This is a genomic window from Psychrobacillus sp. BM2 (assembly GCF_048572895.1).
GTDB lineage: Bacteria > Bacillota > Bacilli > Bacillales_A > Planococcaceae > Psychrobacillus.
Map to the genome: position 1 here is coordinate 2,351,938 of NZ_CP183878.1, position 26,992 is coordinate 2,378,929.

At 35.9% G+C, this 26,992-nt stretch carries 29 protein-coding genes; 4 read left to right on the plus strand and 25 right to left on the minus strand.

Annotation, left to right across the window (positions count from 1 at the left end; all coding sequences use genetic code 11):
- Nucleotides 1-46: 46 nt before the first annotated feature.
- The 7 genes from dnaK to gpr form a co-directional block, all read right to left on the minus strand.
- Entirely contained in the window at nt 47-1,873 is a 1,827-nt protein-coding gene (dnaK, locus tag ACN6MX_RS11510) for a molecular chaperone DnaK (RefSeq protein WP_419959058.1), read from the minus strand.
- Between the two features lie 41 nt (nt 1,874-1,914).
- Nucleotides 1,915-2,457 carry a nucleotide exchange factor GrpE gene (grpE, locus tag ACN6MX_RS11515; protein ID WP_419959059.1) on the minus strand — a complete coding sequence of 181 codons (543 nt, stop codon included), beginning with the start codon at nt 2,455-2,457 and terminating at the stop codon, nt 1,915-1,917.
- Between the two features lie 15 nt (nt 2,458-2,472).
- Nucleotides 2,473-3,510, minus strand: coding sequence for a heat-inducible transcriptional repressor HrcA (gene hrcA / locus ACN6MX_RS11520; RefSeq protein WP_419959060.1), 1,038 nt, complete (start codon nt 3,508-3,510; stop codon nt 2,473-2,475).
- A gap of 94 nt (nt 3,511-3,604) precedes the next feature.
- Nucleotides 3,605-4,738: a radical SAM family heme chaperone HemW gene (gene hemW, locus ACN6MX_RS11525; protein WP_419959061.1), complete on the minus strand. Its 1,134-nt coding sequence runs from the start codon at nt 4,736-4,738 to the stop codon at nt 3,605-3,607.
- A gap of 66 nt (nt 4,739-4,804) precedes the next feature.
- Nucleotides 4,805-6,634 (minus strand): translation elongation factor 4, encoded by a 1,830-nt coding sequence (gene lepA, locus ACN6MX_RS11530; protein ID WP_419959062.1) that lies wholly within the window; start codon nt 6,632-6,634, stop codon nt 4,805-4,807.
- 237 nt (nt 6,635-6,871) lie between these two features.
- On the minus strand, nt 6,872-7,690 hold the full coding sequence (gene spoIIP, locus ACN6MX_RS11535; protein ID WP_419959063.1) for a stage II sporulation protein P: 819 nt from the start codon (nt 7,688-7,690) through the stop codon (nt 6,872-6,874).
- Between the two features lie 54 nt (nt 7,691-7,744).
- On the minus strand, nt 7,745-8,761 hold the full coding sequence (gene gpr / locus ACN6MX_RS11540) for a GPR endopeptidase (protein WP_419959064.1): 1,017 nt from the start codon (nt 8,759-8,761) through the stop codon (nt 7,745-7,747).
- Between the two features lie 148 nt (nt 8,762-8,909).
- Between gpr and rpsT the strand changes: the two genes are divergently transcribed.
- A complete protein-coding gene (rpsT, locus tag ACN6MX_RS11545) occupies nt 8,910-9,158 on the plus strand; it encodes a 30S ribosomal protein S20 (protein WP_090563860.1) in 249 nt (82 codons plus the stop codon).
- A gap of 74 nt (nt 9,159-9,232) precedes the next feature.
- On the opposite strand, the gene holA is transcribed toward rpsT, so the two are convergent.
- The gene (gene holA / locus ACN6MX_RS11550; RefSeq protein ID WP_419959065.1) at nt 9,233-10,237 is read right to left on the minus strand and encodes a DNA polymerase III subunit delta; all 1,005 of its coding nucleotides are present in this window, start codon (nt 10,235-10,237) and stop codon (nt 9,233-9,235) included.
- Between the two features lie 282 nt (nt 10,238-10,519).
- Between holA and ACN6MX_RS11555 the strand changes: the two genes are divergently transcribed.
- On the plus strand, nt 10,520-10,654 hold the full coding sequence (locus tag ACN6MX_RS11555; protein WP_340779389.1) for a YqzM family protein: 135 nt from the start codon (nt 10,520-10,522) through the stop codon (nt 10,652-10,654).
- A gap of 249 nt (nt 10,655-10,903) precedes the next feature.
- Here ACN6MX_RS11555 and ACN6MX_RS11560 read toward each other — a convergent pair whose 3' ends face one another.
- From ACN6MX_RS11560 to ACN6MX_RS11615, 12 genes are all read right to left on the minus strand, one after another.
- On the minus strand, nt 10,904-13,099 hold the full coding sequence (locus tag ACN6MX_RS11560; RefSeq protein WP_419962610.1) for a DNA internalization-related competence protein ComEC/Rec2: 2,196 nt from the start codon (nt 13,097-13,099) through the stop codon (nt 10,904-10,906).
- 68 nt (nt 13,100-13,167) lie between these two features.
- Entirely contained in the window at nt 13,168-13,749 is a 582-nt protein-coding gene (locus tag ACN6MX_RS11565; protein WP_419959066.1) for a ComE operon protein 2, read from the minus strand.
- A gap of 70 nt (nt 13,750-13,819) precedes the next feature.
- Entirely contained in the window at nt 13,820-14,437 is a 618-nt protein-coding gene (locus tag ACN6MX_RS11570; protein ID WP_419959067.1) for a helix-hairpin-helix domain-containing protein, read from the minus strand.
- Between the two features lie 426 nt (nt 14,438-14,863).
- Nucleotides 14,864-15,598 (minus strand): class I SAM-dependent DNA methyltransferase, encoded by a 735-nt coding sequence (locus tag ACN6MX_RS11575; RefSeq protein WP_419959068.1) that lies wholly within the window; start codon nt 15,596-15,598, stop codon nt 14,864-14,866.
- A complete protein-coding gene (rsfS, locus tag ACN6MX_RS11580) occupies nt 15,598-15,951 on the minus strand; it encodes a ribosome silencing factor (RefSeq protein ID WP_419959069.1) in 354 nt (117 codons plus the stop codon). Before rsfS ends, ACN6MX_RS11575 begins: the two co-directional genes overlap by 1 nt.
- Nucleotides 15,948-16,523, minus strand: a complete 576-nt coding sequence (gene yqeK / locus ACN6MX_RS11585; protein ID WP_419959070.1) for a bis(5'-nucleosyl)-tetraphosphatase (symmetrical) YqeK — start codon at nt 16,521-16,523, stop codon at nt 15,948-15,950. Before yqeK ends, rsfS begins: the two co-directional genes overlap by 4 nt.
- On the minus strand, nt 16,513-17,085 hold the full coding sequence (locus ACN6MX_RS11590) for a nicotinate-nucleotide adenylyltransferase (RefSeq protein ID WP_419959071.1): 573 nt from the start codon (nt 17,083-17,085) through the stop codon (nt 16,513-16,515). Before ACN6MX_RS11590 ends, yqeK begins: the two co-directional genes overlap by 11 nt.
- The gene (gene yhbY / locus ACN6MX_RS11595) at nt 17,082-17,387 is read right to left on the minus strand and encodes a ribosome assembly RNA-binding protein YhbY (RefSeq protein ID WP_419959072.1); all 306 of its coding nucleotides are present in this window, start codon (nt 17,385-17,387) and stop codon (nt 17,082-17,084) included. Before yhbY ends, ACN6MX_RS11590 begins: the two co-directional genes overlap by 4 nt.
- Nucleotides 17,374-18,204, minus strand: coding sequence for a shikimate dehydrogenase (gene aroE / locus ACN6MX_RS11600; RefSeq protein WP_419959073.1), 831 nt, complete (start codon nt 18,202-18,204; stop codon nt 17,374-17,376). Before aroE ends, yhbY begins: the two co-directional genes overlap by 14 nt.
- A gap of 11 nt (nt 18,205-18,215) precedes the next feature.
- Nucleotides 18,216-19,319: a ribosome biogenesis GTPase YqeH gene (gene yqeH / locus ACN6MX_RS11605; protein ID WP_419959074.1), complete on the minus strand. Its 1,104-nt coding sequence runs from the start codon at nt 19,317-19,319 to the stop codon at nt 18,216-18,218.
- Nucleotides 19,316-19,837, minus strand: a complete 522-nt coding sequence (locus ACN6MX_RS11610) for a YqeG family HAD IIIA-type phosphatase (RefSeq protein WP_419959075.1) — start codon at nt 19,835-19,837, stop codon at nt 19,316-19,318. The genes yqeH and ACN6MX_RS11610 overlap by 4 nt, the downstream gene beginning before the upstream one ends.
- 38 nt (nt 19,838-19,875) lie before the next feature.
- Nucleotides 19,876-20,658 carry a phosphatidylserine decarboxylase gene (locus ACN6MX_RS11615; RefSeq protein ID WP_419959076.1) on the minus strand — a complete coding sequence of 261 codons (783 nt, stop codon included), beginning with the start codon at nt 20,656-20,658 and terminating at the stop codon, nt 19,876-19,878.
- A 91-nt stretch (nt 20,659-20,749) separates the two neighbouring features.
- On the opposite strand from ACN6MX_RS11615, the gene pssA reads away from it, so the two are divergent.
- Nucleotides 20,750-21,289: a CDP-diacylglycerol--serine O-phosphatidyltransferase gene (gene pssA / locus ACN6MX_RS11620; RefSeq protein WP_419959077.1), complete on the plus strand. Its 540-nt coding sequence runs from the start codon at nt 20,750-20,752 to the stop codon at nt 21,287-21,289.
- Nucleotides 21,290-21,733: 444 nt separating this feature from the next.
- Nucleotides 21,734-22,462 (plus strand): RNA polymerase sporulation sigma factor SigK, encoded by a 729-nt coding sequence (sigK, locus tag ACN6MX_RS11625; protein WP_419962611.1) that lies wholly within the window; start codon nt 21,734-21,736, stop codon nt 22,460-22,462.
- Nucleotides 22,463-22,658: 196 nt separating this feature from the next.
- On the opposite strand, the gene mtnN is transcribed toward sigK, so the two are convergent.
- The 5 genes from mtnN to ACN6MX_RS11650 all read right to left on the minus strand — a co-directional run bounded on the left by mtnN (nt 22,659) and on the right by ACN6MX_RS11650 (nt 26,991).
- The gene (gene mtnN / locus ACN6MX_RS11630; protein ID WP_419959078.1) at nt 22,659-23,351 is read right to left on the minus strand and encodes a 5'-methylthioadenosine/S-adenosylhomocysteine nucleosidase; all 693 of its coding nucleotides are present in this window, start codon (nt 23,349-23,351) and stop codon (nt 22,659-22,661) included.
- Nucleotides 23,352-23,447: 96 nt separating this feature from the next.
- Nucleotides 23,448-24,140, minus strand: a complete 693-nt coding sequence (locus ACN6MX_RS11635) for a YrrS family protein (RefSeq protein ID WP_419959079.1) — start codon at nt 24,138-24,140, stop codon at nt 23,448-23,450.
- Nucleotides 24,141-24,489: 349 nt separating this feature from the next.
- Entirely contained in the window at nt 24,490-24,963 is a 474-nt protein-coding gene (gene greA, locus ACN6MX_RS11640) for a transcription elongation factor GreA (RefSeq protein WP_093496139.1), read from the minus strand.
- 112 nt (nt 24,964-25,075) lie between these two features.
- On the minus strand, nt 25,076-25,714 hold the full coding sequence (udk, locus tag ACN6MX_RS11645; RefSeq protein WP_419959080.1) for a uridine kinase: 639 nt from the start codon (nt 25,712-25,714) through the stop codon (nt 25,076-25,078).
- On the minus strand, nt 25,714-26,991 hold the full coding sequence (locus ACN6MX_RS11650) for a peptidase U32 family protein (RefSeq protein WP_419959081.1): 1,278 nt from the start codon (nt 26,989-26,991) through the stop codon (nt 25,714-25,716). Before ACN6MX_RS11650 ends, udk begins: the two co-directional genes overlap by 1 nt.
- Nucleotide 26,992 lies beyond the last annotated feature (1 nt).

Genomic DNA, 26,992 nt, shown 5'->3' on the forward strand with positions numbered 1-26,992 from the left:
GCCGGAACCGGTCTTTGACTTTTGCTTACCGACTACTTTAACAAACTTACTTGTCTTTATCGTCGTTTACTTCTTCAAATTCTGCATCTACTACACCGTCATCAGTTGGACCAGCTTGTTCTCCGTTAGCTGCAGCGTCTGCTTGTGCTTGTTCATATAATTTCATAGTTAATTGTTGAACAATTTCATTTAATTTATCTTTTTTCGTTTTGATATCTTCTAAGTTACCAGCCTCTAATGCAGCTTTTAACTCTTCTTTTGCATCTTCAGCAGATTTTTTCTCTTCTTCTGATACTTTATCTTCTAAATCTTTTAATGTTTTTTCTGTCATGAATACTAATTGATCTGCTTCGTTTTTCACTTCTGCTTCTTCTTTACGTACTTTATCCGCTTCTGCATTAGCTTCTGCCTCTTTAACCATACGTTCGATTTCTTCATCAGAAAGTGAAGAGTTTGACTGGATCGTGATATTTTGTTCTTTTTGTGTACCTAAGTCTTTTGCTTTAACATTAACGATACCATTTTTATCAATATCAAATGTTACTTCAATTTGTGGAACACCACGTGGTGCTGGTGGAATATCCGCTAATTGAAAACGACCAAGCGTTTTGTTGTCCGCAGACATCGGACGTTCACCTTGAAGTACATGAATATCTACTGCAGGTTGGTTATCTGCTGCAGTGGAGAATGTTTGTGATTTTGAAGTAGGGATTGTTGTATTACGTTCGATTAACTTAGTAAATACGCCACCCATTGTTTCAATACCTAAAGAAAGTGGTGTTACATCAAGAAGTACAACGTCTTTTACATCTCCAGTTAGAACTCCACCTTGAACAGCAGCACCCATTGCTACAACTTCATCAGGATTTACACCTTTATGTGGCTCTTTGCCAGTTTCTTTTTTAATCGCATCTTGTACTGCAGGAATACGAGTAGATCCACCAACAAGAATTACTTTATCGATTTGAGAAGCGGATAAACCTGCATCTTTCATCGCTTGACGAGTTGGTACCATTGTACGTTCAACTAAAGATGCAGTTAAATCGTCAAATTTCGCACGAGTCATTGTTACTTCTAAGTGAAGTGGTCCAGCTTCTCCAGCAGTGATGAAAGGAAGTGAAATTTGAGTTGATGTTACACCCGATAAATCTTTTTTCGCTTTTTCAGCAGCATCTTTTAGACGTTGAACTGCCATTTTATCTTTAGATAAATCAATACCATTTTCTTTTTTGAATTCTTGTACTAGATAATCCATTAGTACTTGGTCAAAGTCATCTCCACCAAGACGGTTATCACCAGCAGTTGCAAGTACTTCGAATACGCCATCTCCAAGTTCAAGGATAGATACGTCAAATGTACCGCCACCTAGATCATAAACTAGAATTTTTTCATCGTGATCCATTTTATCTAAACCGTATGCAAGTGCAGCCGCAGTTGGTTCGTTAATAATACGTTCTACTTCAAGTCCGGCAATACGACCAGCATCTTTAGTAGCTTGACGTTCTGCATCATTAAAGTAAGCAGGAACTGTGATTACAGCTTTCGTTACTTTTTCACCTAAGTATTCTTCTGCAAAACCTTTTAAGTATTGAAGAATCATTGCTGAAACTTCTTGTGGAGTGTATTCTTTTTCTTCAGCTGAAACTTTTTCATTTGTACCCATTAGACGTTTAACAGATGCAATTGTATTTGGGTTTGTAATAGATTGACGTTTTGCAACTTCCCCAACTTGTTTTTCTCCATTTTTAAACGCTACAACAGATGGTGTTGTACGGTTACCTTCTGGATTCGGAATTACTTTTGGTTCTCCACCTTCTAATACAGATACACATGAGTTTGTTGTTCCTAAGTCAATACCAATAATTTTAGACATTTAGTTTTCCTCCTAATAAATAACTTGAATATATATTTTACTTATTCATTTACTTTGACCATGGAAGGTCTTAATACACGATCTTTTAACTTGTACCCTTTTTGCAACTCTTGAATCACAATTCCAGATTCTTTTGAATCATCTTGCTCCTGCATTACCGCTTGATGAAAGTTTGGATCGAATGCAACACCTTCTGCTTCGATTTGTTCCAATCCTTCTTTTTTTACTGCCTCTAGTAAAGTGCGGTAAACCATATCCACTCCTTTAACTAAAGAAGCTGCTTCCTCGGTAGTTGTTTCAACCGCAAGTGCTCTTTCAAAGTTATCAAGAACAGGTAGTATATCCATTAAAACCGATTGGGCTCGGTATTTATAATCGGATGCTTTATCTAGTTGTACTCGACGTTTGTAATTCTCAAAGTCAGCTCTTAAGCGAATAAGCTTATCTTGTTCTTCATCTAGTTGCTGTTTAGTCAAAGTTAGTTCATCTACTTCTTCCACTACTTCTTCTATCTGCTCAGGTTCTTCTTGGACATTCTCTTTTACTTCTTGCTCTTCTAATTTCTCATCATTGATTTCTGCCATTATTTGCAACTCTCCTTATCCATGATGTCCATGTAATATTCTAGATAATTCTCTAGACAAATCACCACTCATGATATCTAGTAATGACACGACTCTTCTATAATCCATTCGGGTTGGGCCAATAATAGCAATTGAACCCATCTGTTCTTCACCAATGCCGTAAGATGCGGTAATAACACTACATCCCTCCATGGCAAGATCATTATTTTCTGAGCCGATCCGGATTTGGATGCCTTTTTTATCCAAATGGAAAATACCTGGAATTTGATTTACATGATCCATCCAATTCATAATACTTCGTGCTTTTTCTACATCATTAAATTCTGGTTGGTTTAAAATTTGAAGCTTCCCACCATAATACACTTTGTCTTCATGCTCAATAGTCATCGCTTGGTTGAGCGATCCAAAAAGATTATTCAGACGGCCATTATTTTGTTGCAACACTGTCATAGTAACTGCTTCAAGCATTGCAGGAAGCTCATGCAAATATACTCCTACGAGACGTTCATTGATCAAATTGACCATACGTTCGATGTCTGATGCCTGGAATTTTTCTGGGATAGAAAATACCCGATTTTCTACATGACCACTGTCCGTAACAATAATCGCTACAGCAGAATCACTTGAAAGTGGTACAATAGAAAACCGTTTTACACGATGTTTTCTCACATCTAAGCCTAACATAATAGAGGTATAATTCGTTAGTTCCGATATTATTTCAGCGGACTTACGAATTATTTGCTCCGTCTCCACCTTACGTTCTTCAAAAATAGAACGAATTTGTTTTATCTCATTTTGCGAAATTCTTTGTGGAGTTAACATATTATCGACATAATAACGGTAGCCCTTTTGCGAAGGCACGCGACCAGACGAAGTATGCGTTTTTTCTAAAAAGCCCATTTCTTCTAGATCTGCCATTTCGTTTCGAATAGTAGCAGGGCTAAATGGTACTTCCTCCTTTTTCGAAAGCTGACGAGATCCAACTGGTTGAGCGGTTTCGATAAAATCATCTACCGTTACTTGCAATATTAATAATTGCCTGTTTGTTAGCATGATTATCACCTCTGTTAGCACTCGTTGAAAGAGAGTGCTAATACTCATATAAAACTTATCAAATCTACAGAAAACTGTCAACGATTTAGCTTTATTATTTCAGGAAATATTGAAACACTTCATTTCCGATAAACCTTCCACGGGAAGTCAGTCTTACAAAATTATTTTCCAGAACTAATAATTCCCTCTGAAGTAGCTCGTCTAGTTCTTTTCCGTAAACATCACGAAGGGTTAGACCATATCTTTCCTCAAATTTTACAAGTGATACACCCTCATTCTTACGTAAACCAAGAAACATTTCTTCTTCCATTTTTTCCACGTTTGTCACTTCTTTTTGCATCATAAGAGGTTGTTCTCCCGTATCGATTGTCTGCATGTATTTTTTTATTGGTCCATGATTGGAATATCTCTTACCATTCACATATCCATGAGCACCAGCACCTAAACCGATATATTCATCATTATTCCAGTAAAGTAAATTATGTTTTGATTCTTTTCCTACATATGCGAAATTACTTATCTCATATTGAATATAACCATGACTTTTCATTTCCTCTAAAAGATAACCATACATCTCCGCTTCTAAGTCTTCTCCTGGAAGAGAGAGTTTCCCTTTGGATAGTAGATTATAAAAGATTGTTTTTGGCTCAACTAACAATGAATAAGCCGAAATATGTGGAATTTTTAAGCGGAATGCTTCCTGCAAGGATGCTTTCCATTGATCCATCGTTTGGTTTGGAAGTCCATACATCAAATCTATACTTATCGATGGGAAATCAGTTTGTTTGGCATGTTCAATCACTTCATAGACATGATCATTAGAATGGGTTCTTCCTAATACTTTTAAAAGGTCCTGATCAAAGGTTTGGACTCCCATACTTAGCCGGTTCACACCGAATTCGCGCATCTTTTGCATTTTATCAAGTGTCAGCTCATCTGGATTAGCTTCCGATGAGAATTCTGTGACATGCTCCATTGGTATATATGTGGTAATCAGCTCCAATAATCGATCTAATTGGTCTACTGATAAAGAAGTAGGAGTACCACCCCCAATAAATATCGTTTCAATTTCTGCTTTTTGTAAATCATTTGCCCACAATGCCATTTCTTTTCCAAGTGATTCAATATATTCATCTACCGGTTGGTTATGAAAGAAAAATTTATTGAAATCACAGTAATTACAAATTTGATGACAGAAAGGAATATGTATATATACGCCTCGTACCATAACTATCCCTACTTTCTTCTTCCATATAGGAAAAAGGAGGCTGCTAGTGCCTCCCCCTTCGTTTTATTATTTATTTGGCTCGTCCATTTTCAGAACAGCCATAAATGCTTCCTGGGGAACTTCCACAGAACCTACTTGTTTCATGCGTTTTTTACCTTCTTTTTGTTTATCAAGAAGTTTACGTTTACGAGAGATATCTCCACCGTAACATTTTGCTAAGACGTTTTTACCGATTGACTTGATAGTTGAACGAGCGACAATTTTTTGCCCGATAGCAGCTTGTACTGGAACTTCAAACTGTTGTCTCGGTATTAACGCTTTTAGCTTTTCAACGATTAGCTTACCTCGTTCGTACGCGAAATCACGATGAACAATAAAGCTAAGTGCATCTACTTTTTCACTGTTAAGTAAAATATCCATTTTCACTAATTTAGATTCTTTATATCCGATTAAGTCATAATCAAATGAAGCGTAACCTTTTGTGCTTGATTTTAATGCATCAAAGAAGTCGTAAACTACTTCGGATAACGGAATTTCATAAATAATATTAACACGCGATTTAGATAAGAAATCCATCGTGATAAAGTTTCCACGCTTACGTTGACAAAGTTCCATAACTGAACCTACATAATCTTCTGGGACCATAATAGATGCTTTTACATATGGTTCTTCTATTTTTTCCACTTTTTGTACATCTGGCATCATAGATGGGTTGTCCACTTTTAGGATTTCTCCGTTTGTCAGCTTCACATCATATATAACACTAGGTGCCGTAGTAATTAAATCGATTTTGAATTCGCGTTCTATACGCTCTTGAATTATTTCCATATGTAATAATCCAAGGAAACCACAACGGTAACCAAAGCCTAATGCTTGAGAAGTTTCCGGCTCAAACTCTAATGCTGAGTCGTTCAGTTCTAGTTTTTCTAGCGCCTCACGTAGATCTACATATTTCGTATTGTCAATCGGGTATAATCCACAGAAAACCATTGGATTCATTTTTTTATATCCCGCTAAAGGCTCTATTGCAGGGTTGACAGCTAAAGTAATCGTATCACCGACACTCGAGTCACCTACATTTTTCATCGAAGCGGTTAAGAAACCAACATCACCAACGGTCAATTCAGCACGTTGCGTTGTTCTAGGCGTAAATACCCCAGTTTCTACTACCTCGAACTCTTTACCTGAAGACATCATTTTAATCGTATCGCCAGGTTTAACGGTACCTTCCACAATACGAATATAAACGATAACCCCACGGTAAGGGTCAAAAAGTGAATCAAATATCAATGCCTTTAATGGTGCATTGGGATCACCAGTTGGGGCAGGCACTTTCTCTACAATTTGTTCCAGAATTTCTTCAATACCAATGCCCGCTTTTGCAGATGCTAAAACCGCTTCTGAAGCATCTAAACCGATAACATCTTCCACTTCTGCTCGTACCCGTTCTGGATCTGCTGCTGGAAGATCAATTTTATTGATAACTGGAAGTATTTCAAGGTCGTTATCTAGAGCAAGATAAACATTTGCTAGTGTTTGCGCTTCAATACCTTGTGCTGCATCTACAACCAAAATAGCTCCTTCACAGGCAGCTAAGCTTCGAGATACCTCATAGGTGAAATCGACATGTCCAGGTGTATCAATAAGATGGAAAATATATTCTTCCCCGTCTTTTGCATTATAAGTCAATTGAACAGCATTCAATTTAATAGTAATACCGCGTTCACGTTCAAGATCCATGGAATCGAGTAATTGACTTTGCATTTCTCGAGATGTTACTGTTTGTGTTTTTTCTAATATACGATCCGCAAGTGTCGATTTCCCATGGTCAATATGGGCAATAATCGAAAAGTTACGTATTTTTTTCTGTCGTGCCAGTCTCTCATCATTATTCATACTTGCTCACTCCTAATTAAACTACTTGCATTATAACAGATAAAAGATTGTTTAAAAAATTTTACTGTAATATTTTATGTACACTCTAAATCTTTTTATTGGATAAATATTAATATAAATAAATTTTCGCCAGACTTTAATCTTATCAAAAACCCGTACATAACACAATCTACGAGTATATTTTCATACAAAAAGAGATGAAGCGGCTATGACTTGCTTCATCTCTTTTTAGTATATTTATAATGGTAAATCGTCATTTAACATGTTAGATATTGCTTTAGCTAAAATCGCAATCGAACGATTAATTTCTTGTTCATCATTATCAATGCCCCCTAATTCTACATTAAGTAAATTTGGGGCAAGGTCTTGATTGTATACACCGTCTACTCCCTTTCCTTCTTTTGGCAATATCCCTCTTGAAATTCCAGGTACTAATTTATTTAATTGGTTAGAGAGATTTTGTGCAAGTTGCTCATTCACTCTATAGTTGGGGTGCTCTCGGCCAATAACAAATATAAATTTAGCGTAACTTTCTTCCCCACTTTTAAGCGTTGTCACATTTGCTTTGGCTGAATCTCTATGAATATCTAAAATAATATCATATTTGTTATGCCCTAATGCATTTTGAACAAAAGGTCTTATTGAATTATACTGCCTCGCATCTCCCGTAGTCTCAGGTCCCAAAATATCAGTTTCTAATTGATGGAAGGCGAATTGATTAGTTATCTGTTCTTGGAAAGACGTAATATTGTCTGCAGGATGGTACGTTGCAATTTTTTCACCTTTAGCAGCTAGTATAGGCTTATAGGCTTCTTGGGAATGGGTAAAATAGACAAATGCTTTTTTAGGCTCCAAAATTTCGGAAACTGGCGTTTTTGTTTCTAACTGCGCTGCGTAAACAACAGCAGTATTACTTTCTTCTTTCGATGTTACTTCTTTTGTTACTGTTTGTTGCTTTTGTTGCGGGAAAAGAGGCGTTTGGACGGTTGCAATAATAATTGGTGCTAAAAATAAAAGTAATAAAATGCTAACTACATTCTTTAAGGACTTAGCCATAATTTCCACTCTCCTCACACAATCGTATGAAGAGAGCAGCCTTTTTAGAACACTTTATCTAGTTGTAATCCAACTTTCTATTCCATTGGAAAGTATATATGCATATTGTTCAACCCAAGCATCCGTCTCTTTTGGGGTCACAAATAAGGATGGATTTTTCCCGACAAATACTTCTTCAAATAACTTTCTTTTTTCTTCTGTTGGCCACGTAACCCATTCACCAAAGATGGGTTCAAGGACAGATTTATCAATGTTTGGTTTTTTACTAGACACCATTGGAGTTACCGCTAATGCAGAGGAAGGGCTATTTTTTTCTTCAATCTTAGAAGCAATATAATGAATGACTTGCTCCATTGCGTCTGCGTATAATACTGGACCATCTACAACCATTGGAATACCAATAGCTGTTACAGGAACACCATATACCTCTTCAGATACTTCTTTTCGTTGGTTTCCTACACCGGATCCTGGATGTATTCCTGTGTTCGTCAATTGAATCGTTTTGCATAGCCGTTCACTATTTCTAGCTGCTAAAGCATCTAACACAATGATTAAATCCGGTTTAAATGCTTTACTAATTGCTTCGATAAAATCACTTGTTTCAAATCCGGTTTGTCCAGTTACCCCTGGTGCGTACATAACCACTTTTACATGCTCAGTACTTTGGGTCACTGAAGAGCTTTGTAAATACTCAATTGCCTTTGGACCAATGGCATCTGGTGTTATAGTTGCATTACCTAATCCTATGATTAATACTTTTGAATCCTTTGATAGATTTAAATCACTATGCATCTCTCTAAGCTTTTCGATAAATACTTTTTCAATTGGCTTGAAACTATCCTCCCTATCCGGACTCACCGTTAAATCTGTTAAGGTAATATATTTACCTTTTTTCTTCCCTATTTTCTTTTCTCCCTTTTCATCTACTTCAATTGATGTGACAAGTACTGCACCTTCACGTTTTTCATCAAATGAAATCCCCTCGGAATCTTCAAGTTTGTTTTTTTCCGCGGCTGAACGATGCCTTACCATTTCATCTGATTCGTCTAATAAATCAGTTCTTCCCCACATAATATCACCTCTTTTTTAGTGTGGTCGAAGTGTCAAGTAAATATTCTTTGCATTTATATATTGCAATTTGTTTTCGTGTTTGTTAAAATAATGCTTGTTGTATTAGAAAGAAATGTATCATCTCAGACCTTATTAGGAGGTGAAAGGTATGCCAAACATTAAATCTGCTATTAAACGTGTTAAGACAAATGAGAGATTAAACACTCAAAATGCAAAAGCAAAATCAGCAATGCGTACTGCTGTGAAAAAAGCTGATACTGCTGCTCTTAATAACGACGAAAACGCAAAAGATCTTATTAAAACTGCTATTCAACAACTTGAAAAAGCAGCTTCAAAAGGTTTAATTCATAAAAACGCAGCTTCTCGTAAGAAGTCTCAATTAATGAAAAAAGCGTAACAAAAATAAGACTGACCGATTTAATCGGACAGTCTTTTTTTGTTAAAAATTATGTAATGGCCTATCTTTTGTTTTTATTTCAATAAAAACATTTCTAAAATTCTATCACGGTTAATATTGAGAGTTTTTAATTGTAAATCCACTGTCGCAAGGTCATTTAGTGTCTGTAATAGCTTTTGTTCATTGTGTAGCATTGGATGATCTATTAATAACTTTACCCGGTATGGATGTACTTTGAGTTGGTTAGCAATTTGCTGTGCATGATAACCTTTTTTCTTTAAATGACTTACTTGCACCATTAGTCTAACCTGTGTTGCTATTAATGCATTTAATTTCAATGGATCCTCTTTTCGCTTCAATAGATCATGAAAAATTTCAATAGCTTCACTTTTATTCCCCGAAAGGTATGCATTTCCTAATGTAAAAACATCCTGCTCTAATGTACGAACAAGTAATTTTTTTATAGTTTCTATATCTACCTCTTGTTCTTCTCCAACATATGTCGCTATTTTTATTAACTCTGTTTGCAGATGAACAAGATCAGTCCCACCAAATTCTATAAGACAATCTATTGCCTCATCAGACATCGTTTTACCATGAGTGGAAAGCTCATGTAAGATCCAGCCCTTCAGGTCATGTACCTGTAAACCAGCTGATTCAATGACATTGGCCGCCTGTTTCATAGCCTTCGTAATTTTCTTGCGTTCATCTAGTTTCTCATAAGGTGCTATAAAAACGGTTATCGCTGATGGTGACGGAGATTTTAGCCACTCTTCTAGTCTCACGGTATCATGGACTATTTTTTCTTTTCCTTTTTCTGTAGCCTTTAAAAAAAATGCATTCTTTGCTATTACAAGTTTTTTATCTGAAAAAAAAGGAATGGTGTCTGCTTCATACATGACCTCATCAACTTTACTTTCCTCCATATCAAAGGTAATAACTTCTAATTCCCCTTGCTCACTTAATTGCCTTTTAATTCTTTTTATTGTTTCTTCGATAAAATACGCCTCAATGCCATATAATAAATACACAGAAGAAATCTTATTATTAGATATTTGCATCCACTTTTCTGAAATCATGCTAAGTGCTCCTTGCTACATATAGTTAATTTTCATTATAACTTAAATCGGTGGATAAAGTGAAGCTTCCCTCAGTAAGGGTTAGTTGAACCAATCGGGGATTTACAGGCTGTTTATCCCATCTGGTTTTTTCATGCTTTCACTAAAGTTGAATTGGGATATTACAGCCTGTTAAACCGGGATAAATTGCGACATTATATGCCTTACTAGAAAAAGAAAAGTTTGTATATAGATTTTTTATAGGCAATCCTTTATAATTAGGGGGAAATAGGAGGGGTAACAATGAATGAGTTTGAACAAAATGTCCAGTCGAAACGTAACGACGCGATCGACTCTGGTGTAGGTTTTGTAGTCTCCTTTGGTTTTTTTGCAATAATGTTTATCATTGCAACCGTTATTGAGTTCGTAGCTCGATAAAGTGAAACTTCAATTAGTGGAGGGTTATTTTCCCCCGCTAATTGTTAGTTGAACCATTCGGGCTTTTACGGACAGTTATCTCCCACTTATGCTTTGTGCTTCGGTAAAGCCTTGAAGCGGGAGTCATACTGCCCGTTAAAGCGGGATAAAGTGAAACTTCAATTAGTGAGATATTCTTCAATCATACTGATTGAAATTAAAAGGGTTTTGCCTCGTGGAGGTAAACCCTTTTTTCATTTAAATAGATGCTTATGGAATTGTAACAAACATAACCCCACTTTTATTAATCTCAACTTCAAAAGTGCCGTCCGTCCCCGTTTGTAAATACGGAATACGTAATTCTTCTAATCGCTCGACCACCTCTGGATGAGGATGACCGTAGCGATTCTCAAACCCAGCTTGTATGATCGCTACACTCGGCTGAACTAATGTCAAAAACTGTTCATTGCTAGAAGTTTTACTTCCATGATGACCAATTTTCAAAAGTTCAATTTGTTGTATAGCATTTGAATAGCGCTCCACTAATCCTAACTCTCCTTGTTCCTCTAAATCACCAATAAATAATCCATGAAAATAATTATTTTTCATGGATAGTACTAGAGAATCATTATTCCCTTCATACGTTTCATCCATTGGATATAAATATTGAAAATGGAAATAATCCGATAAGATAGTATCTCCAGCCTTCTTTTCATAGATTGGGATTCGTTGCTTTTTAATCTCCTCCCATAAATCATTCATTACTTCTTTCTCCCCAGATCCAGGAGTAATATGAATTTCCTTTACCTTTACACCTCTTAGTACCTCTTCTGCACCTTCCATATGATCAGCATCTGCGTGCGTAAGGATAAGTGTATCAATAGTATTAATACCTTTTCCCTTTAAAAAAGGTAAAACAACCTGTCTGCCAATTTCATATGGCTCGTTCGTTTGTTTCCAAAATTCTTGATCAAACCTTAATAACCCACCAGTATCAATCAAAATCACTTGTTTGCGGAAAGGAATTTCTATAAGTACACAATCACCCTGTCCAACATTTACAAAAGTAATTCTTGTCGATGTATCTAAATAAGGCGCTAGCTGAATGAACACTACAACAGATAAGAAAAAAAGAGTACTGAAAAAAACGTTCTTTTTTCGTTCTACAGAGATAAGCAGCAAAACTACGCTAATGTATGCGAGTAATACGGTCCAGGTCTGCGGTTTCATCGGGTTCCACAATTGATAAGGTAAAGTGCCTAGTTTCAATATGAGAATATCCAATAGATTTCGAATGGGTTCATAAACTAAAAACAAGATTTCAGCCAGAGCAGGAAATATAAACGTTAACAATAAAAAAAATAAGTTTATAGGTAAAATGACAAAAGAAAATAAAGGAACAAATACTAAATTGGCAAGAAAAGAGGAAATAGAAATCTCATAGAAGTGGTAGAGAAGAATAGGGTAAACGATAAGTTGACATACAGCAGTAATAATAAATGATTGAAATAAATAAGATTGACTTGATTTCAATAATTTCGAGGAGTAAATAAGGGAAAATGCAGCCAAATAGGAGAGTTGAAAACCAATTTGGAATATGATCCACGGTGTTAAAAAGACAAAACCGATAATACTTAGTGAAAAAGCGTCTTCTATTGCTATTTTTCTTTGAAAAAACATGGAGATTAATACAATCTCTGTAACAGACACGGATCGCCATACAGAAGGTGCCCCTCCAGCAAGTAAAGCATATAAAGGAAGCGCAATTAGTAGAAGCCAATTTGCGGTTTCTCTCCTCACACCAATACGAATCATCATTTCATAAAATAACCAAACGATTAGTGCTACATGAAGACCAGATATAGCAAATAAATGCGTTATTCCGAGCGTCTGATAGGCATTTTGCATATCGGTGGGCATCTGCTCCCTACTACCTATTAAAAGCGCTTCTGCTTCTGCCTGCAAAGATAATGGAAAATGGTCTTGGATATGTTGTTTCATCTTAAATCGTTGACCAGCCATAAAGGATATAAAATTTTTTTCCTGTCCAATAAGTTCATATTGGGAAATCTGAAGTTGACCTACAGCACCATTACTTTTCAAATAATTATCCATATCAAAAGCATAGACATGTGCCTTTGGTCTTTTAGATACCTCTTCTGTAAGAACGTTCATAGTTAATCCCGCAAGCGAATATTCTATAAATGCTTCCTTCTGCTGCTCGCTGTCCAGTTTTAATTGAACATACCACTTATCCTTGTTCTCTGTTGTAGCAAAACCACGTAGAGTGCCCCCATTTATGCGGTATATATCTGTCCATGTAATTTGGGTGACATTCTGCTCTTGCGGAGGAATAGGTATTCTCTGTTCCGTATAAAAATAGCATCCGATTCCTATGCTTAAAGTAAAGACTATGAATGATATCGGAAACTGTTTATATAACAGCAGAGATAGAATAACAAACAGGAAGCAAAGAATAAGGGCAGATTTGAATGCAGCTATTACACCTACTATCGCCGTTATTGCGATATATATTAAATTTCCACGGAAGTTGTTAATCCAAATAATTCTGCCACCTTCATTTCATAAGGTTCCAGTTCTTCACTACTTGCCCCTTTTTCTCTTAGCTTTGAAATCAATTCTGCGTATAATGCAACTTTTTCATCACTAAGGAAATCTATCTTTCTTTCATCGAAAGGCACATGAATAACTTCGACACCAGCCTTTTCTAACAATTCAATGGCATAAGAGTTGTTCTTATAGTCTTGAGCATAGTAGAGGCGACTGATGCCAGACTGAATGATTGACTTTGTACAAGGGAGACATGGAAAATGAGTTACATACAAATCAGCACCGCTCACTGTAATGCCGTATTTAGCACATTGTAATAGTGCATTCATCTCTGCGTGTATCGTTCTCACACAATGATTATCTACGACATAACATCCATGATCAATACAGTGGTCACCACCTGAGATAGATCCATTATATCCTCCAGCCATGATTCGCCGATCACGAACAATCGTGGCACCTACTGCTAGACGTGTACATGTGCTTCTTAGTGCAAGTAAATGGCTCTGTGCCAAGAAAAATTGATCCCAAGTTATTCTCTCCATATAACTACCTCCGAAATAATTGTTTCTTTAAGTGTAGTAGTTTGAGTAAGAAACTTCAATAATCTATTTATTATTTAACTGATATTAATGGTTCCAGTTTCTCATACGTTTTTTGTCCTATTCCAGTCACTTTCATCAAATCCTCTTTTTCTTTAAAGCCTCCTGATTGCTCTCGATAAGAGATAATTGCCTCCGCTTTAGCTACTCCAACACCTGGTAAAGTAGTTAAGCCAGTGGCGTCTGCATTATTTATATTTACTAAAGATGATTGGGAACTACGAGTAGATAACGGTGATTCTACCTCTTCTTCCCCCTCTTCTGGAACATAGATAACCATTTCATCTTTCACACGCTCTGCATGATTGATATGTTGAGAGTTACTTGACGGCAAATAGCCTCCCGCCATTTCAATCGCATTTAACACGCGATCTTCTTCGGAAAGTTCATAGACCCCTGGCTTCGTTACAGCACCTTTTACTTCTACAAATACAATGGGATCTTCCACATATTCAATTGTTTCTACTTCTGTAAAATTTTCTTTTAATGGGATAGTTTGAATGGAATCGACTTTGGGGGTGGTCGATTTTAAAAAGGAGTGAATACTGATAAACAGTATGATTCCTATTACTACTACTGGGAGTAATAGCTTTTTCTTATATTTCTGGACAAACAGTTGAATCAGAATCATCAGCCTCTTTCATAAGAGGTAAATTATATGGAGTTATAGAAACTATACTAAATTTACCTCTAGTTGAAAAGGATTATTTTTATAAATAAGAGATTAAATTCTTTTTACTAGCGAACGAAATTGCATCTTCGAGGACCAACACGATGTGGGTCAGGCAGTCGTTGCGATAGCGTTGTCGCGTACTTAGACTGTCATCCCATCTATGAATTAGAAAGTAGCTTATCTCTAGTTATCCAAAAACGCACTAACCTGTTTTTAATATTTGTAGAAGGGCGACTGATAGGCAACCGCCATAAGATGACCGAAAAAAGTGATTATTGGTTGTGACAATCGTCACAACCAATAATCACTAAAAAAATCACTCGGTAATTCTATAGCAAAATGTCCGTCCAAAGCCCTTCGAAAACGATAGAAAAGGAGTTTTTCTTATTTTACTGCGTGAATAAACCATCTATCCACTTCTTCTGTAGGCTTTCCAAAAATATCATCATAGACGTTTACAGAAGAAAATCCTACCTTTTCAAGAAGACTTGTAAAAGTTTCTATAGGATACGTACGTTGATAGTGGGACTCTTCAAAACGTTCGTAATAACCGGATTCATCTTGAACAAAAAAAGTAATATCATGGTAAATGGAATGTTCTTCTTCTCCTTGCTCCGTATGCCAAAGATAAGCAACTTGCTCATCCTCATACGTAAAGGGTCCATTCGGGTAAATTACATCCATTTTATAAAGAGAATGCACATCAAAAAACAATTGTCCATTTGGATTTAAAGCTGTAAATAAACGATGAAACGTCTGCTCTACTTCCTGTAATGTCTCGAGATAATTAAGTGAATCAATAGCAATAACCGCTATATCTACCTCATCTACACCTTCAAGTTCAGCCATTGATTGACATATAAAAGAGATATCCGTTCCATTTTCAAAGCTTCGATTTTGAGCTACCGTAAGCATAGATTCAGATACATCTACACCTATTACCTTATATCCCGCTTTAGCAAAATGGTTACTGAGAACTCCTGTCCCGCAGCCGATATCAACTAATTTTTTTGATGTAGAAAGAGGTGCGTTCTGTTCTACCCATTCCGCATATTTATTATACGGAATATCGGACATTAATGAATCATAAATATAAGCAAATTGTTCATACGTAGACATTAAGCATCTTGCCCAACTTGAATCATTGGTGCATCTCCCCAAAGTCTCTCTAAATTATAATAAGCACGTTCATCTTTGTGGAATACATGCGCTACAACGTCACCCATATCTACTAAAATCCATCTTGCTTCATCAAAACCTTCTAATCGTTTCACATTAAATCCTGCTTTGAAGGCTTGTTCTTCTAGTTCTTTTGCAATTGCTTGAACCTGACGATCCGAGTTCGCATGGCAGATTAAAAAGTAGTCAGCAAGTAAAGAAACTCCTTGCATATTTAATACGACAATATCCTCTGCTCTTTTATCGTCCGCTGCTTTATAAGCGATTTCTACTAATGAATTTGAAGATGTCATTCTTTCACTGTTCCTCTCTGTTGTATCAAATCATTGTAACAATGAAATGAGTCCGGAAATACCGGTTGTTTTTTTTCTATCAAAAATGAAATACTATGCTTTATACAACTTGTCATTGCATCTTCTAAATCAACCTTTGCTTTTTCTCTCAAGAGTTCGACTCCAGAAAAATTCCGACTAGGCTCAATCATATCCGATACATAGATTATTTTCTCTAATTTAGACATACCTACTCGACCTGTTGTATGAAACTCAATAGCTTGCAAAATATCCTGATCCGTAATCTGAAATTCTGTTCTCGCGACAAAACTACCGACAGGAGCATGCCATAATTCATGATTAAAATCTAATAGTAATGGATTCATTTTTTCTGAAACAATGATGGATCTTAGCCATTCTTTCTCTGCATACTTCACACTATCATGTAAAATCCCTGCAATCTCTGCTTTTTCAGGATCTTCTCCATACATTTCGGCCAATTGAGTAGCTGTTTCGGCTACACCTTTTGTATGTATAAATCGTTTTTCAGGCATTCGATTTTTCACCTGTTCCAGTAAATGTTCATGTTTCATATAACTTCTCCTTTCGGATGAAATCTCGAACAGCATCACTTATTAGAAACTGGGTAGTTTCGCCATTTGCTATTCGATTTCGAATAGTAGTAGAAGATAAATCGATTTGAGGTATATCTATAATTACTATAGGATATGCTGTTTCGAGTAATTTATTTGGTCTTGGAACTCCTACTAAATGCACATTTTGTATAAGTTCTTCGATTCGATACCACTTAGGCAACTCTTCCACCTGATCTCCACCGATAATAAAATAAAAATCAGTTTGCGGTTCACGTTTTCTAAGAAGCTCCATCGTATCAAATGTATAGGAAGTTCCACCTTGATCGATTTCAATCGTTTCTATTTTCAACATGGAAATCTCTTTAATAGATAATTCCACCATAGTCATACGTTGGTTAGCTGTGACTCTATTTTGTATTTCTTTATGAGGAGGGGTAGCATTTGGCATTAAACGCACTTCATCTAATTTCAATGCGTGTAGTACTTCATTTGCAATAATCAAATGACCAATATGCGGCGGGTTAAAAGTTCCACCTAAAATCCCTACTTTTTTTCTCATGCACGACTCGCTTTTGGAAGCTCGATTCGTTTGTTATTTTTAGAAGGTTTATATAGCACTACCATTAAACCAATCAGTTGTACTAGCTCTGCTCTAGTACCCTTTGCAAGTGCTTCTGCCACTTCATGCTTATCGTCTTCGCAATTTTGTAAAATACTAATTTTAACTAACTCACGAACTTCTAGTGCTTCTCCGATTTGTTTAATCATAGCATCATTTACTCCACCTTTACCGACTTGAAAAATCGGAGATAGATTGTGTGCTTGACTACGTAAAAATCTTTTTTGTTTACCTGTTAACATAATTTCCTCCTATTTGCTCTATCAATTGTTGGATCATCCCATTTGTATCGGGTTTAACTCCGTTCCAATATGAAAAGGCCAGTGCTCCCTGATGTACAAGCATTCCTAGACCATTAATTGTTTGAACATTGTATTTCTTGGCTTCCTCTAAAAAAGGGGTAACTAAAGGATTATAAACGATATCCGCAACAATTGCATTCCCTTTTAACAGATTTAACTTGATTGGCAGTGATGCATCGTTATTTTTCATACCTAGTGGTGTCGTTTGAACGACAATATCAAACTTATTCAAAGTATTTTCAGCTTCCTCTAAAGTCACTGCCTGTCCTATTTTGAGTTCATCCCCTAGTACTTTCGCTTTTTCTAACGTTCTATTGGCGATTGTCAGTTGTGTAAAACCAAGACTTTTGAAAGCATGAGCTATACCACGCGCTGCACCTCCTGCTCCAATCATCAATATATTATGGTCAGATTTAATGGAACCGAGCGATTCAATAAAACCTAATCCATCGGTATTATACCCAATATATTTGTTTTCCAATGTTTTCACTACCGTATTTACTGCTCCAATTCCTTTTGCAGAATCATCCACTTCATCAAGAAATGGAATAATCTCTTCTTTAAAAGGAACAGTCACATTCCAGCCACTACATCCAAGTAGCTTTAACGATTTCACTGCTTGCTCTAAATGATCTTGTTCCACTTGTATTGGAATATAACTTGCTTCAATACTCAGCTGCTTTAACCATGTTTCGTGCATATTAGGTGATAAGGAATGGGATATCGGATTTCCTATCACTGCAAACCATTTTTTCAAACCTATCCCTCCTATATTAACGATGGACGAATAGATATTTCTACTCCCGCAGGTGCATGCGCGGCTACAATTACTCCGCCACGTTGTACAGTAATCCACCCTAAACCAGAAAATACGATATCTGTTTTATCATCTTTAATCTTAAATTCATGACGAACTAAAGGAGGCAGTAGATCAGCAAACTCTTCACTAGGTGGAGACAATAATTTACCTTTATGCTCTTTATATAAATTATCCGCATTTTCTAATTTTGTACGGTGGATTGGAATATCATTTGCTATATGACAAGTAAAAGCTGCACGTTCCCCTTTGATAAAGTCAAAACGAGATAAGCCACCTAAATATAATGTTTGTTCACTATTTAGTTGAAATACTTTCGGTTTGATTTCTTTTTTAGGTGTAATATATTTCAATTCCGATGGATCTAAATAATGCGCCATTTGATGGTGATTAATAATACCAGGAGTATCAAATAAAGATTTTTTGTCATCTAATGGAATTTCAATCATATCTAATGTAGTTCCAGGGAAATGTGAAGTAGTAATAATCGCATCTTCTCCAGTAGCTTGTTTAATAATACGGTTAATGAATGTTGACTTTCCAACATTTGTACAACCTACAACATAAACATTCTCACCTTTACGATAATGTTCTATTGCTTCCATTGCTTCTGGCATACCTGTACCTTTATGTGCACTCACAAATAATACGTCTATTGGAGACAAGCCTAGTTTTTTAGCTTCCTGTTTCATCCAATTGATGACTTTATTTTTTTTCACCGATTTTGGCAATAAATCGGCCTTATTTGCTATCAACAAAATAGGGTTGTTACCAACAAAACGATGTAAACCAGGTAACCAGCTACCATTAAAATCAAAGATATCAACTATTTTAACGATTAACCCTTTTTGCGTTCCTAAGCTGTTTAAAATTCGAAGGAAATCATCATCTGTCAATGAAACTGGTTGTAATTCATTGTAATTTTTCAATCGGAAACAACGCTGACATATAATATCTTCTTTTTCTAAAGAGGAAACTGGCGCATAGCCAGGGTCTCCTACTTTTTCTGTTTGAATTGTTGTACCGCAACCGATACATTTTGGTGCTTCTGTCACGCTTCTTCCTCCCATGTAACTTGTCCTTTTCTGTCCAAGTATTTAAAAATTCTTCGTTCCACCATACGATTAAATTTGGTCACAAATCCATCAGACTTCGCAACCGGAATGACTAAAATCGTATGAAGTTTTTGTCTGTTCCCGCCGAACACATCAGTTAATAACTGGTCACCAATGACTACTACTTCTTCTCGTTTCACCGACATAATACTTAATGCGCGATTAAATGCTTTTCCAAGTGGTTTACGAGCCTTAAATATGAAAGGGATTCCAAGTGGATCTGCAAAGGATTTGACTCGTAGCTCATTGTTATTAGAAACAATTGTTACTTGAATCCCAGCAGCTTTAATACTTGCGAACCACTCGATCAATTTAGGGGTAGCATCTGGTCGATCCCATTCAACTAATGTGTTATCTAAATCCGTAATAATGGCCTTTATCCCTTTATCTTTTAACATTTCAGGTGTTATATGAAAGACACTTCTTACAAATTCACTAGGTATAAAATATGAATACAAAGACGAACACTCCAATTCGAGACTTTTTCTATTTATGATTATAGCATATTTGCTACATTCTCACCCATTCGCACAAATTTACCTGGATGAACTTTACTTGAGAACTCCACACTATCAGCCTCGAATAGCATGACGACAGTCGATCCAAAGGAGAAATATCCGACCTCTTCCCCCTTTTTCCATACATTAGAATTATTCGTAAGCTCAATTGAATTTACAAACATGGCCCCTACTTTTATATGTATACATTTTTTGTCGTTAGGCATTTCTAATTCCGAAAGCATTCGATAATTACCACTTATCGTTTGTTTTCCAAACTGCAGTCCCCATTTATTAACTGGATACGATTTTTCACCAAGAATATATTGACTTATTACCTTCCCGTCCACTGGAGAATGTATTCGGTGATATTCTGCTGGGCTTAAGTATAAAACAATATATTTTCCATTCTGAAAGGACGAAGCTTTTTTTTCTGAACCTAGCATATCTTGTAACGTGTAGGTTTTCTGTTTTACATAAAAGAGTCCGTCCTTTGTAATATCCCCAAAGGTTTCTATTGTAGCATCTACAGGGCTAATAATGCTAGTCACTCTTTGATCTATCGGACGGCTATCCTCTTTAACCTTACGAATAAAAAAGTCATGTAAATTAGTGAAATCATTACTTTTTTGTATCGTATCTTGAGTTGATATATTAAAATACTTAATATAAAAGGGAATCATATGTTTGCTTACTTTGGAATGTGTAAAGCTACGGATTAGTGACGAGGACCATTTCCCATTGGTTAATTCAATCATGGTTTGGTATAATCTTTCTCTCATTTTTTAGCTCCCTAGGAAAAATTAAACTTACTATTTTTACATAATCGAAGTATAATGAACAAATATGTTATTTGTAAAGGAGTGATTTGCAATGTTTTTACAAAATGCAATGTATCAAACAGTAAAAAAATTGAAATCACATGCGGCGAATATGATCACCATTGGCAATCTTGCTTTTGGTGGTGCAGCGATCATGACAACGATGAATGAAAATTACACGTTTAGTGTATTATTTATATTTATAGCTGGCCTTTTAGACAGATTTGATGGAATTGTAGCAAGAAAATTTCATCTTGAATCAGAATTAGGCAAACAACTAGATTCCATGAGCGATATTATTTCATTCGGGATAGCTCCTGCATTACTGATGTATGCATTAGTATTACAAGAGTTTAGTGTTACTGGAATGATAATAACTGTCATCTATATAGCATGTGGTGCTTTCAGGCTCGCACGATTTAATATATCTGAACCAAATGGTTTTTTTACAGGTCTACCAATTACTGTAGCTGGTGTAATTTTAACGCTATCATATTTTGCAATAGAATATGTACCATCTGTCTCGTACATGTTTTTATTCATCATTCTTGCATTACTAATGATCAGTACATTTACATTAAGAAAAGTTTAAGTGGAAAAGCGTCTTTAAGGTCAAAACCTGTATCTATCGTTTTCGAAGTGCTTTGAACAGATCTATTACCTAATTATTTCCGTTTAATTTTTGTGTGATGCTGATTGTGACTGACGTCACGATCAGCATCTTTTTTCTCGGTAATTTATGGAGAATAGCTGTCCCTTTTACTAAAATAATTCTATTGTCATAGCGACGACTGTTAAATCTTCTATTTATGCACTACACCATTCTTTGATTGAAGTGAGGGATGGTGCAAACCTGTAACGGAAATCATCAGTATTAAATTTTTTTATTTTGTAAGATACCTAGAACTCTGGATTTATGAAAAGGAAAATTTATACTTTCGTTTGATAAAAGCGGTTGCGAATTTGCGGTCGCTTTTTTCATATTCTGTCAGCTTTCGACATATATTAGTCTAACAACTAGATGGAGGTGAACCTCATTACAGGTCTAATGACTGCCCTTGTAAGCATCTTCGTAGAATTCCCTCTCGTTCTTGGTTATTTGAAAGGCCAGGCATTTCATCAACCCTTCACTCCAGAAGAAGAAAAAGTTATGTTAGATCGTTTTTTAGGCGGCGATTTATCTGCTCGTGACGAACTGATCGAACGAAATATGCGATTGGTTGCCCATGTGGTAAAAAAATTTCATCCAAAACATGAACTATTAGATGATTATATCTCTATAGGAACAATTGGTCTGATGAAGGCTGTCAATAGCTATACTCCTACGAAGAAAACTAAACTAGCCACATACGCAGCCAGATGTATCGAAAATGAAATATTAATGTATTTACGGTCTTTAAAGAAAGTACAAAAAGACGTTTCCTTACATGAGCCCATTGGTATGGATAAAGATGGTCACTCTTTAGAAATTACAGACCTGCTTCCAGGTATCGATAAAAGCACGGATGAACAACTGGTAGAGGAAGAGGATACTAATAGCTTATATAGACATTTGTCTCAACTTGAAAACAGGGAACTAGAAATTATCATCCGAAGATACGGATTACTTGGTCATGAGCCGATGACTCAAAAAGATATATCTAAGCAACTAAAAATATCTAGAAGCTACGTATCACGTATTGAAAAACGCGCCCTAGTTAAACTGTATCAATCCTATATCCATGAAAAAAACTCTTTTGATGTATCAAACACCAAAAGAGCTTAGCTAAGTTTAATCTTCACTTGTCTCTGCGATCATGATAAATGCTAAAACTGCTGTTACTAAAACCGACATCGCCATTAAAAATAACATTCGATCTCCCCCTCTTACATTGTAAGCGCTTGATGTCTTTATCATAGCACATAAAAGGAGAATTATTAATATATGTCAAACTAATCAGTATGGCAAATTAATGACAAACTTATAGGTTTTCAATTACATGTAATACTACTTGTGTCGAATGTTTTGCAGCAATCGGTAAAAATTCATCAAAACTGATAGAGGACTCTTTTCCAGCAATATCAGAAAGTGCACGGATTACGACAAAAGGAACTTCAAATTGATGACAAACTTGTGCAACTGCAGCAGCTTCCATTTCACAAGCTTTCATTTGTGGAAATTGATTACGAACTTGTTCTACTTTTGCCGGATCATGCATAAAGATATCACCCGTTGCGATTAAACCCGTTGCAGCCGGATGTTCACCTATTTCATATACTGCATCCTCTGCTAATTTCATTAAGTGCTCATCTGCTTTAAATGCTGCTGGAAGCTGAGGTACTTGGCCAATTTCATAGCCAAATGCGGTTACATCTACATCATGATGTCTTACCTCATCTGAAATTACGATAGCTCCTACTTCTAGATTTGGATCATAACCACCTGCTGAACCAGTGTTAATCACATAATCAGGTTTGTATTCACTTAATAATATCGAAGTTGTCATTGCCGCATTCACTTTTCCTATACCACTTTTCAATAAAACAACTTCATGATTTTTGTATGTCCCGTTTGTAAATTCGCTGTTTGCGATTGTTTTTGTTGTAGGATTTTCAATTTCATTTCTCAGAAGCTCTACTTCTTCTTCCATTGCACCAATAATTGCTATTTTCATAATTAACTGCCCCTCTCTAAAATGCACTTCTTTAAAAATAAGGAAAAAAGCTTCTTAAGTCAAGAAGCTTTTCTTTTTAGGTATATATTCGGAGCCTTATTTTAATGTATTAAGTTTTTCTTTTTTTGTTGGTTTCCATCCTTCACCATCGATCCATTCTAGGGATATACGGTAAATTTCACTACCATCCTTTGAAGTGACAGTTCCTATGGATTTTTGAGGGCTTCCACCATTACCGATATATTTAACATACATATTGGACGTATCTAAATTAGCTGCATATGCTAATGCTTTAACTTTTTCATCCCAGTCTACAGATTCACTATCATAACTGGAAACGTGGTCACCAGATTGCTCAGTTCCAATAGGCTGCCAACCAGAATCTACAATAACTGATTCCACATTCGCATCGGCTGATGACTCAGTTGTTACAGTACCGGCTTCAGTCTCATTTATATCTGTGCTTACATTCTCTTCTTTTTCTGTAGTTGTATTTTCGTTTGACGAAGTCGAATTTGTGGATTCCGTACTAGTCTCCACTTCATCTTCGGATTCAACTTCTTCCTCTTGTTTTACTGATTCATTTTCTTCATTTTCTTCTTGAAGAGACGATTCAGTTTTAGATGTATTGGCAGTTTCTTTCTCATCATCACCTGTAACAATACTTACAGTCACTATGATAATTAGGAGAATTACTATTCCTATTAGGATATTTAAAATATTATTCTTTTTTCTTTTGTGATTTCGTTGATCTAATCGCGTGTCAAACTTCGTATTTTTTTCTGGCATGAAATCCCTCCTTCTATATAAGAGAATATACTACAAATAGACGAGATTAATAGTGTTTATGTTTCAACAATCTCAAAAATAGTTCGATAGATATCCATGAAATAATTTAACTAGACCATTTTCACACAATTACTAAATCTCTTATCTAGGTAAATCCACTAATCTTACAGATAGCCCATAAATGATATGAAATCGTCCTAAAACTGTTATTATAGCCCATAACGACAACTTCTGGAGGAATAGTGCTACAGATGAAACATCACAGCATAGTCACACGGTATTACCGGAATAATTTTATCCATTATTTGCTATCAAAAAAGAGGTAAACAGTTTCGTTTACCTCTTCGTTTTATGATATGGTTTTTATTTCTACGTCCATTTCTCCACCTGGAGTAAGGATTTTAACTCGATCTCCTGTAGACTTGCCGATTAAACCTTTTGCAATTGGAGAATCATTCGATATTAGACCTTCGATTGGATCAGCTTCTGCAGAACCTACGATTGTGTAAGTTTCTTCATCACCATCTGGAATCTCTACAAATGTTACTGTTTTACCAAGCGTAACAGTATCGTTGTTTCCTTCTCCTTCAATGATAACTGCATTGCGAATCATTGACTCTAGAGTTGAAATTCTACCCTCTACAAACGCTTGGTCTTCTTTTGCTGAATCATATTCAGAGTTCTCCGATAGATCACCAAAACTTCTAGCAATTTTAATACGTTCTACTACCTCTTTACGTTTAACCGTTATTAAATGCGTTAATTCATCTTGTAATTTTTGTTTACCAGCAACGGTCATTGGATATTGTTTCTCTGTTGACACTCCCATACACTCCTTTAAATACACACTTAAAACTTCTATCATGTATCATTCATATGCATCTAATCACAATGTTATGAATTTCATGAAATTATTGTCAATCTCAATCATCATATTATACAATAACATCCGTTTCAAGAATAGTTTTTATTTTTGTTACCATTAAATCGATAGCCACTTCATTTTGGCCACCTTCTGGAATAATGACATCTGCATACTTTTTAGTCGGCTCGATAAATTGATTGTGCATAGGACGGACTACATTTAGGTACTGATCCACAACTGAGTCTACTGTACGTCCTCTTTCGTTAATATCACGTAATACACGACGAATAATACGTAAATCTGCATCTGTATCCACAAATAATTTGATATTCATCATATTTCGAAGTCTTTCGTCTTCCAATACTAATATACCTTCTAAAATAATTACGTCTTTAGGCTCTATTTTAATCGTTTCCGAAGAGCGAGTATGTTTTGCATAATCGTATACTGGCTTTTCAATTGCCTTATTGTCTAACAAATTGTGAATATGTTCAAGTAATAAGTCATTATCAAAAGCTAATGGATGATCATAATTTGTATTAAGTCTTTCCTCAAATTTCAAATGACTTTGATCTTTATAATAAAAGTCTTGTTGTATTACTACTACTGAATGGTTCTTAAATACTTCACTTATCGCGTTCGTTACACTCGTTTTACCTGATCCTGATCCACCTGTGATCCCAATGATAAGAGGAGTTTTCTTCGTCATTATTTCATCCCTTTTCTCATCATATTATTTGGATATAATTTTGTTGGACATTTAAATCGCACAACTTGCAATGGATGTCTTGCTGCATCCAATACCTGTCCTTTTTCATCCACAATCTCATTTATAACCATCTCAACGTTTTCTATTTCTGGACCAAAAAACTCTACTTTATCTCCAGGCTTGAAATAATTACGTTGTTGCAATGTAACTATTTGTGTTTCTTCGTTATACTCTAACACAAGTCCCACAAAATCGTACCCCAATTTTTTATCATGTACCCTGTACATTTGTTGTTCAAAACCAGGTTCATCCTCAAAAAATGCTGTGTCTGTTTCCCGATTTGCACATTTTTCTAATTCCTCTAACCAGCTTTGTTGCATTTGAAAGTTTTCAGGATCCGCACAATATGCATCAATCACTTTACGATATACACTTACGACAGTTGCGATATAGTGTATCGACTTCATACGACCCTCCACTTTTAAAGAGTCGATTTCTAATTCTATTAATCGCGGTATGGACTCCAATAACTTTAAATCTTTTGGACTCATGGCAAATGGCACATCATCTTCTGTAAATAACGCCTGTTCTTGTCCGTCTGTCGTCTGTTCATACAAATCATAATCCCAACGACAGGATTGGCAGCAACCGCCTCTATTCGAGTCACGGGCAGTCATATGATTGGAAAGTGTACATCTACCACTGTACGCAATACACATTGCGCCATGAACAAACGTTTCAATTTCAATATCAACCTTCTCTTTCATCAGTTGAATTTCATCTCCACTAGTTTCACGAGCAAGTACAACTCGATTTAGTCCTTCTTCTTTCCAATACTGAACAGCTTTCCAATTGGATAAGGATTGTTGCGTACTCAGGTGAAGCTCTAGCTTTGGCGCTACGGTTCGACATGTCTCGATTATTAAAGGGTCAGCTACAATAATACCAGTCACTCCGGCAGATTCCACAGCTTGTAAGTATTCTTCTAATCCATCCATATTTTCATTATGAGCGAATATATTAGTGGTCACATACACTTTAGAACCGTACCGACTAGCGAATTCTACTCCTTCACGCATTTCCTCTATAGAAAAGTTTCCCGCATTTGAACGAAGTCCGAATTCTCGCCCACCTATAAATACCGCATCGGCACCATAATGCACAGCAATTTTCAACTTTTCTAAACTGCCAGCAGGTGCTAATAATTCAGGTTTTTTTGTTATAACACGCTTTCCGTCAATTAGCTCACTTATTTTATCTATTTTAGCACTAAGCAAT

Excerpts from the sequence above, each read along its gene's own strand:
- dnaK (WP_419959058.1), bottom strand. The coding sequence starts at position 1,873 with ATGTCTAAAATTATTGGTATTGACTTAGGAACAACAAACTCATGTGTA.
- grpE (WP_419959059.1), bottom strand. The coding sequence starts at position 2,457 with ATGGCAGAAATCAATGATGAGAAATTAGAAGAGCAAGAAGTAAAAGAG.
- hrcA (WP_419959060.1), bottom strand. The coding sequence starts at position 3,510 with ATGCTAACAAACAGGCAATTATTAATATTGCAAGTAACGGTAGATGAT.
- hemW (WP_419959061.1), bottom strand. The coding sequence starts at position 4,738 with ATGGTACGAGGCGTATATATACATATTCCTTTCTGTCATCAAATTTGT.
- lepA (WP_419959062.1), bottom strand. The coding sequence starts at position 6,634 with ATGAATAATGATGAGAGACTGGCACGACAGAAAAAAATACGTAACTTT.
- spoIIP (WP_419959063.1), bottom strand. The coding sequence starts at position 7,690 with ATGGCTAAGTCCTTAAAGAATGTAGTTAGCATTTTATTACTTTTATTT.
- gpr (WP_419959064.1), bottom strand. The coding sequence starts at position 8,761 with ATGTGGGGAAGAACTGATTTATTAGACGAATCAGATGAAATGGTAAGG.
- rpsT (WP_090563860.1), top strand. The coding sequence starts at position 8,910 with ATGCCAAACATTAAATCTGCTATTAAACGTGTTAAGACAAATGAGAGA.
- holA (WP_419959065.1), bottom strand. The coding sequence starts at position 10,237 with ATGATTTCAGAAAAGTGGATGCAAATATCTAATAATAAGATTTCTTCT.
- ACN6MX_RS11555 (WP_340779389.1), top strand. The coding sequence starts at position 10,520 with ATGAATGAGTTTGAACAAAATGTCCAGTCGAAACGTAACGACGCGATC.
- ACN6MX_RS11565 (WP_419959066.1), bottom strand. The coding sequence starts at position 13,749 with ATGGAGAGAATAACTTGGGATCAATTTTTCTTGGCACAGAGCCATTTA.
- ACN6MX_RS11570 (WP_419959067.1), bottom strand. The coding sequence starts at position 14,437 with ATGATTCTGATTCAACTGTTTGTCCAGAAATATAAGAAAAAGCTATTA.
- ACN6MX_RS11575 (WP_419959068.1), bottom strand. The coding sequence starts at position 15,598 with ATGTCTACGTATGAACAATTTGCTTATATTTATGATTCATTAATGTCC.
- rsfS (WP_419959069.1), bottom strand. The coding sequence starts at position 15,951 with ATGACATCTTCAAATTCATTAGTAGAAATCGCTTATAAAGCAGCGGAC.
- yqeK (WP_419959070.1), bottom strand. The coding sequence starts at position 16,523 with ATGAAACATGAACATTTACTGGAACAGGTGAAAAATCGAATGCCTGAA.
- ACN6MX_RS11590 (WP_419959071.1), bottom strand. The coding sequence starts at position 17,085 with ATGAGAAAAAAAGTAGGGATTTTAGGTGGAACTTTTAACCCGCCGCAT.
- yhbY (WP_419959072.1), bottom strand. The coding sequence starts at position 17,387 with ATGTTAACAGGTAAACAAAAAAGATTTTTACGTAGTCAAGCACACAAT.
- ACN6MX_RS11615 (WP_419959076.1), bottom strand. The coding sequence starts at position 20,658 with ATGAGAGAAAGATTATACCAAACCATGATTGAATTAACCAATGGGAAA.
- pssA (WP_419959077.1), top strand. The coding sequence starts at position 20,750 with ATGTTTTTACAAAATGCAATGTATCAAACAGTAAAAAAATTGAAATCA.
- mtnN (WP_419959078.1), bottom strand. The coding sequence starts at position 23,351 with ATGAAAATAGCAATTATTGGTGCAATGGAAGAAGAAGTAGAGCTTCTG.
- ACN6MX_RS11635 (WP_419959079.1), bottom strand. The coding sequence starts at position 24,140 with ATGCCAGAAAAAAATACGAAGTTTGACACGCGATTAGATCAACGAAAT.
- udk (WP_419959080.1), bottom strand. The coding sequence starts at position 25,714 with ATGACGAAGAAAACTCCTCTTATCATTGGGATCACAGGTGGATCAGGA.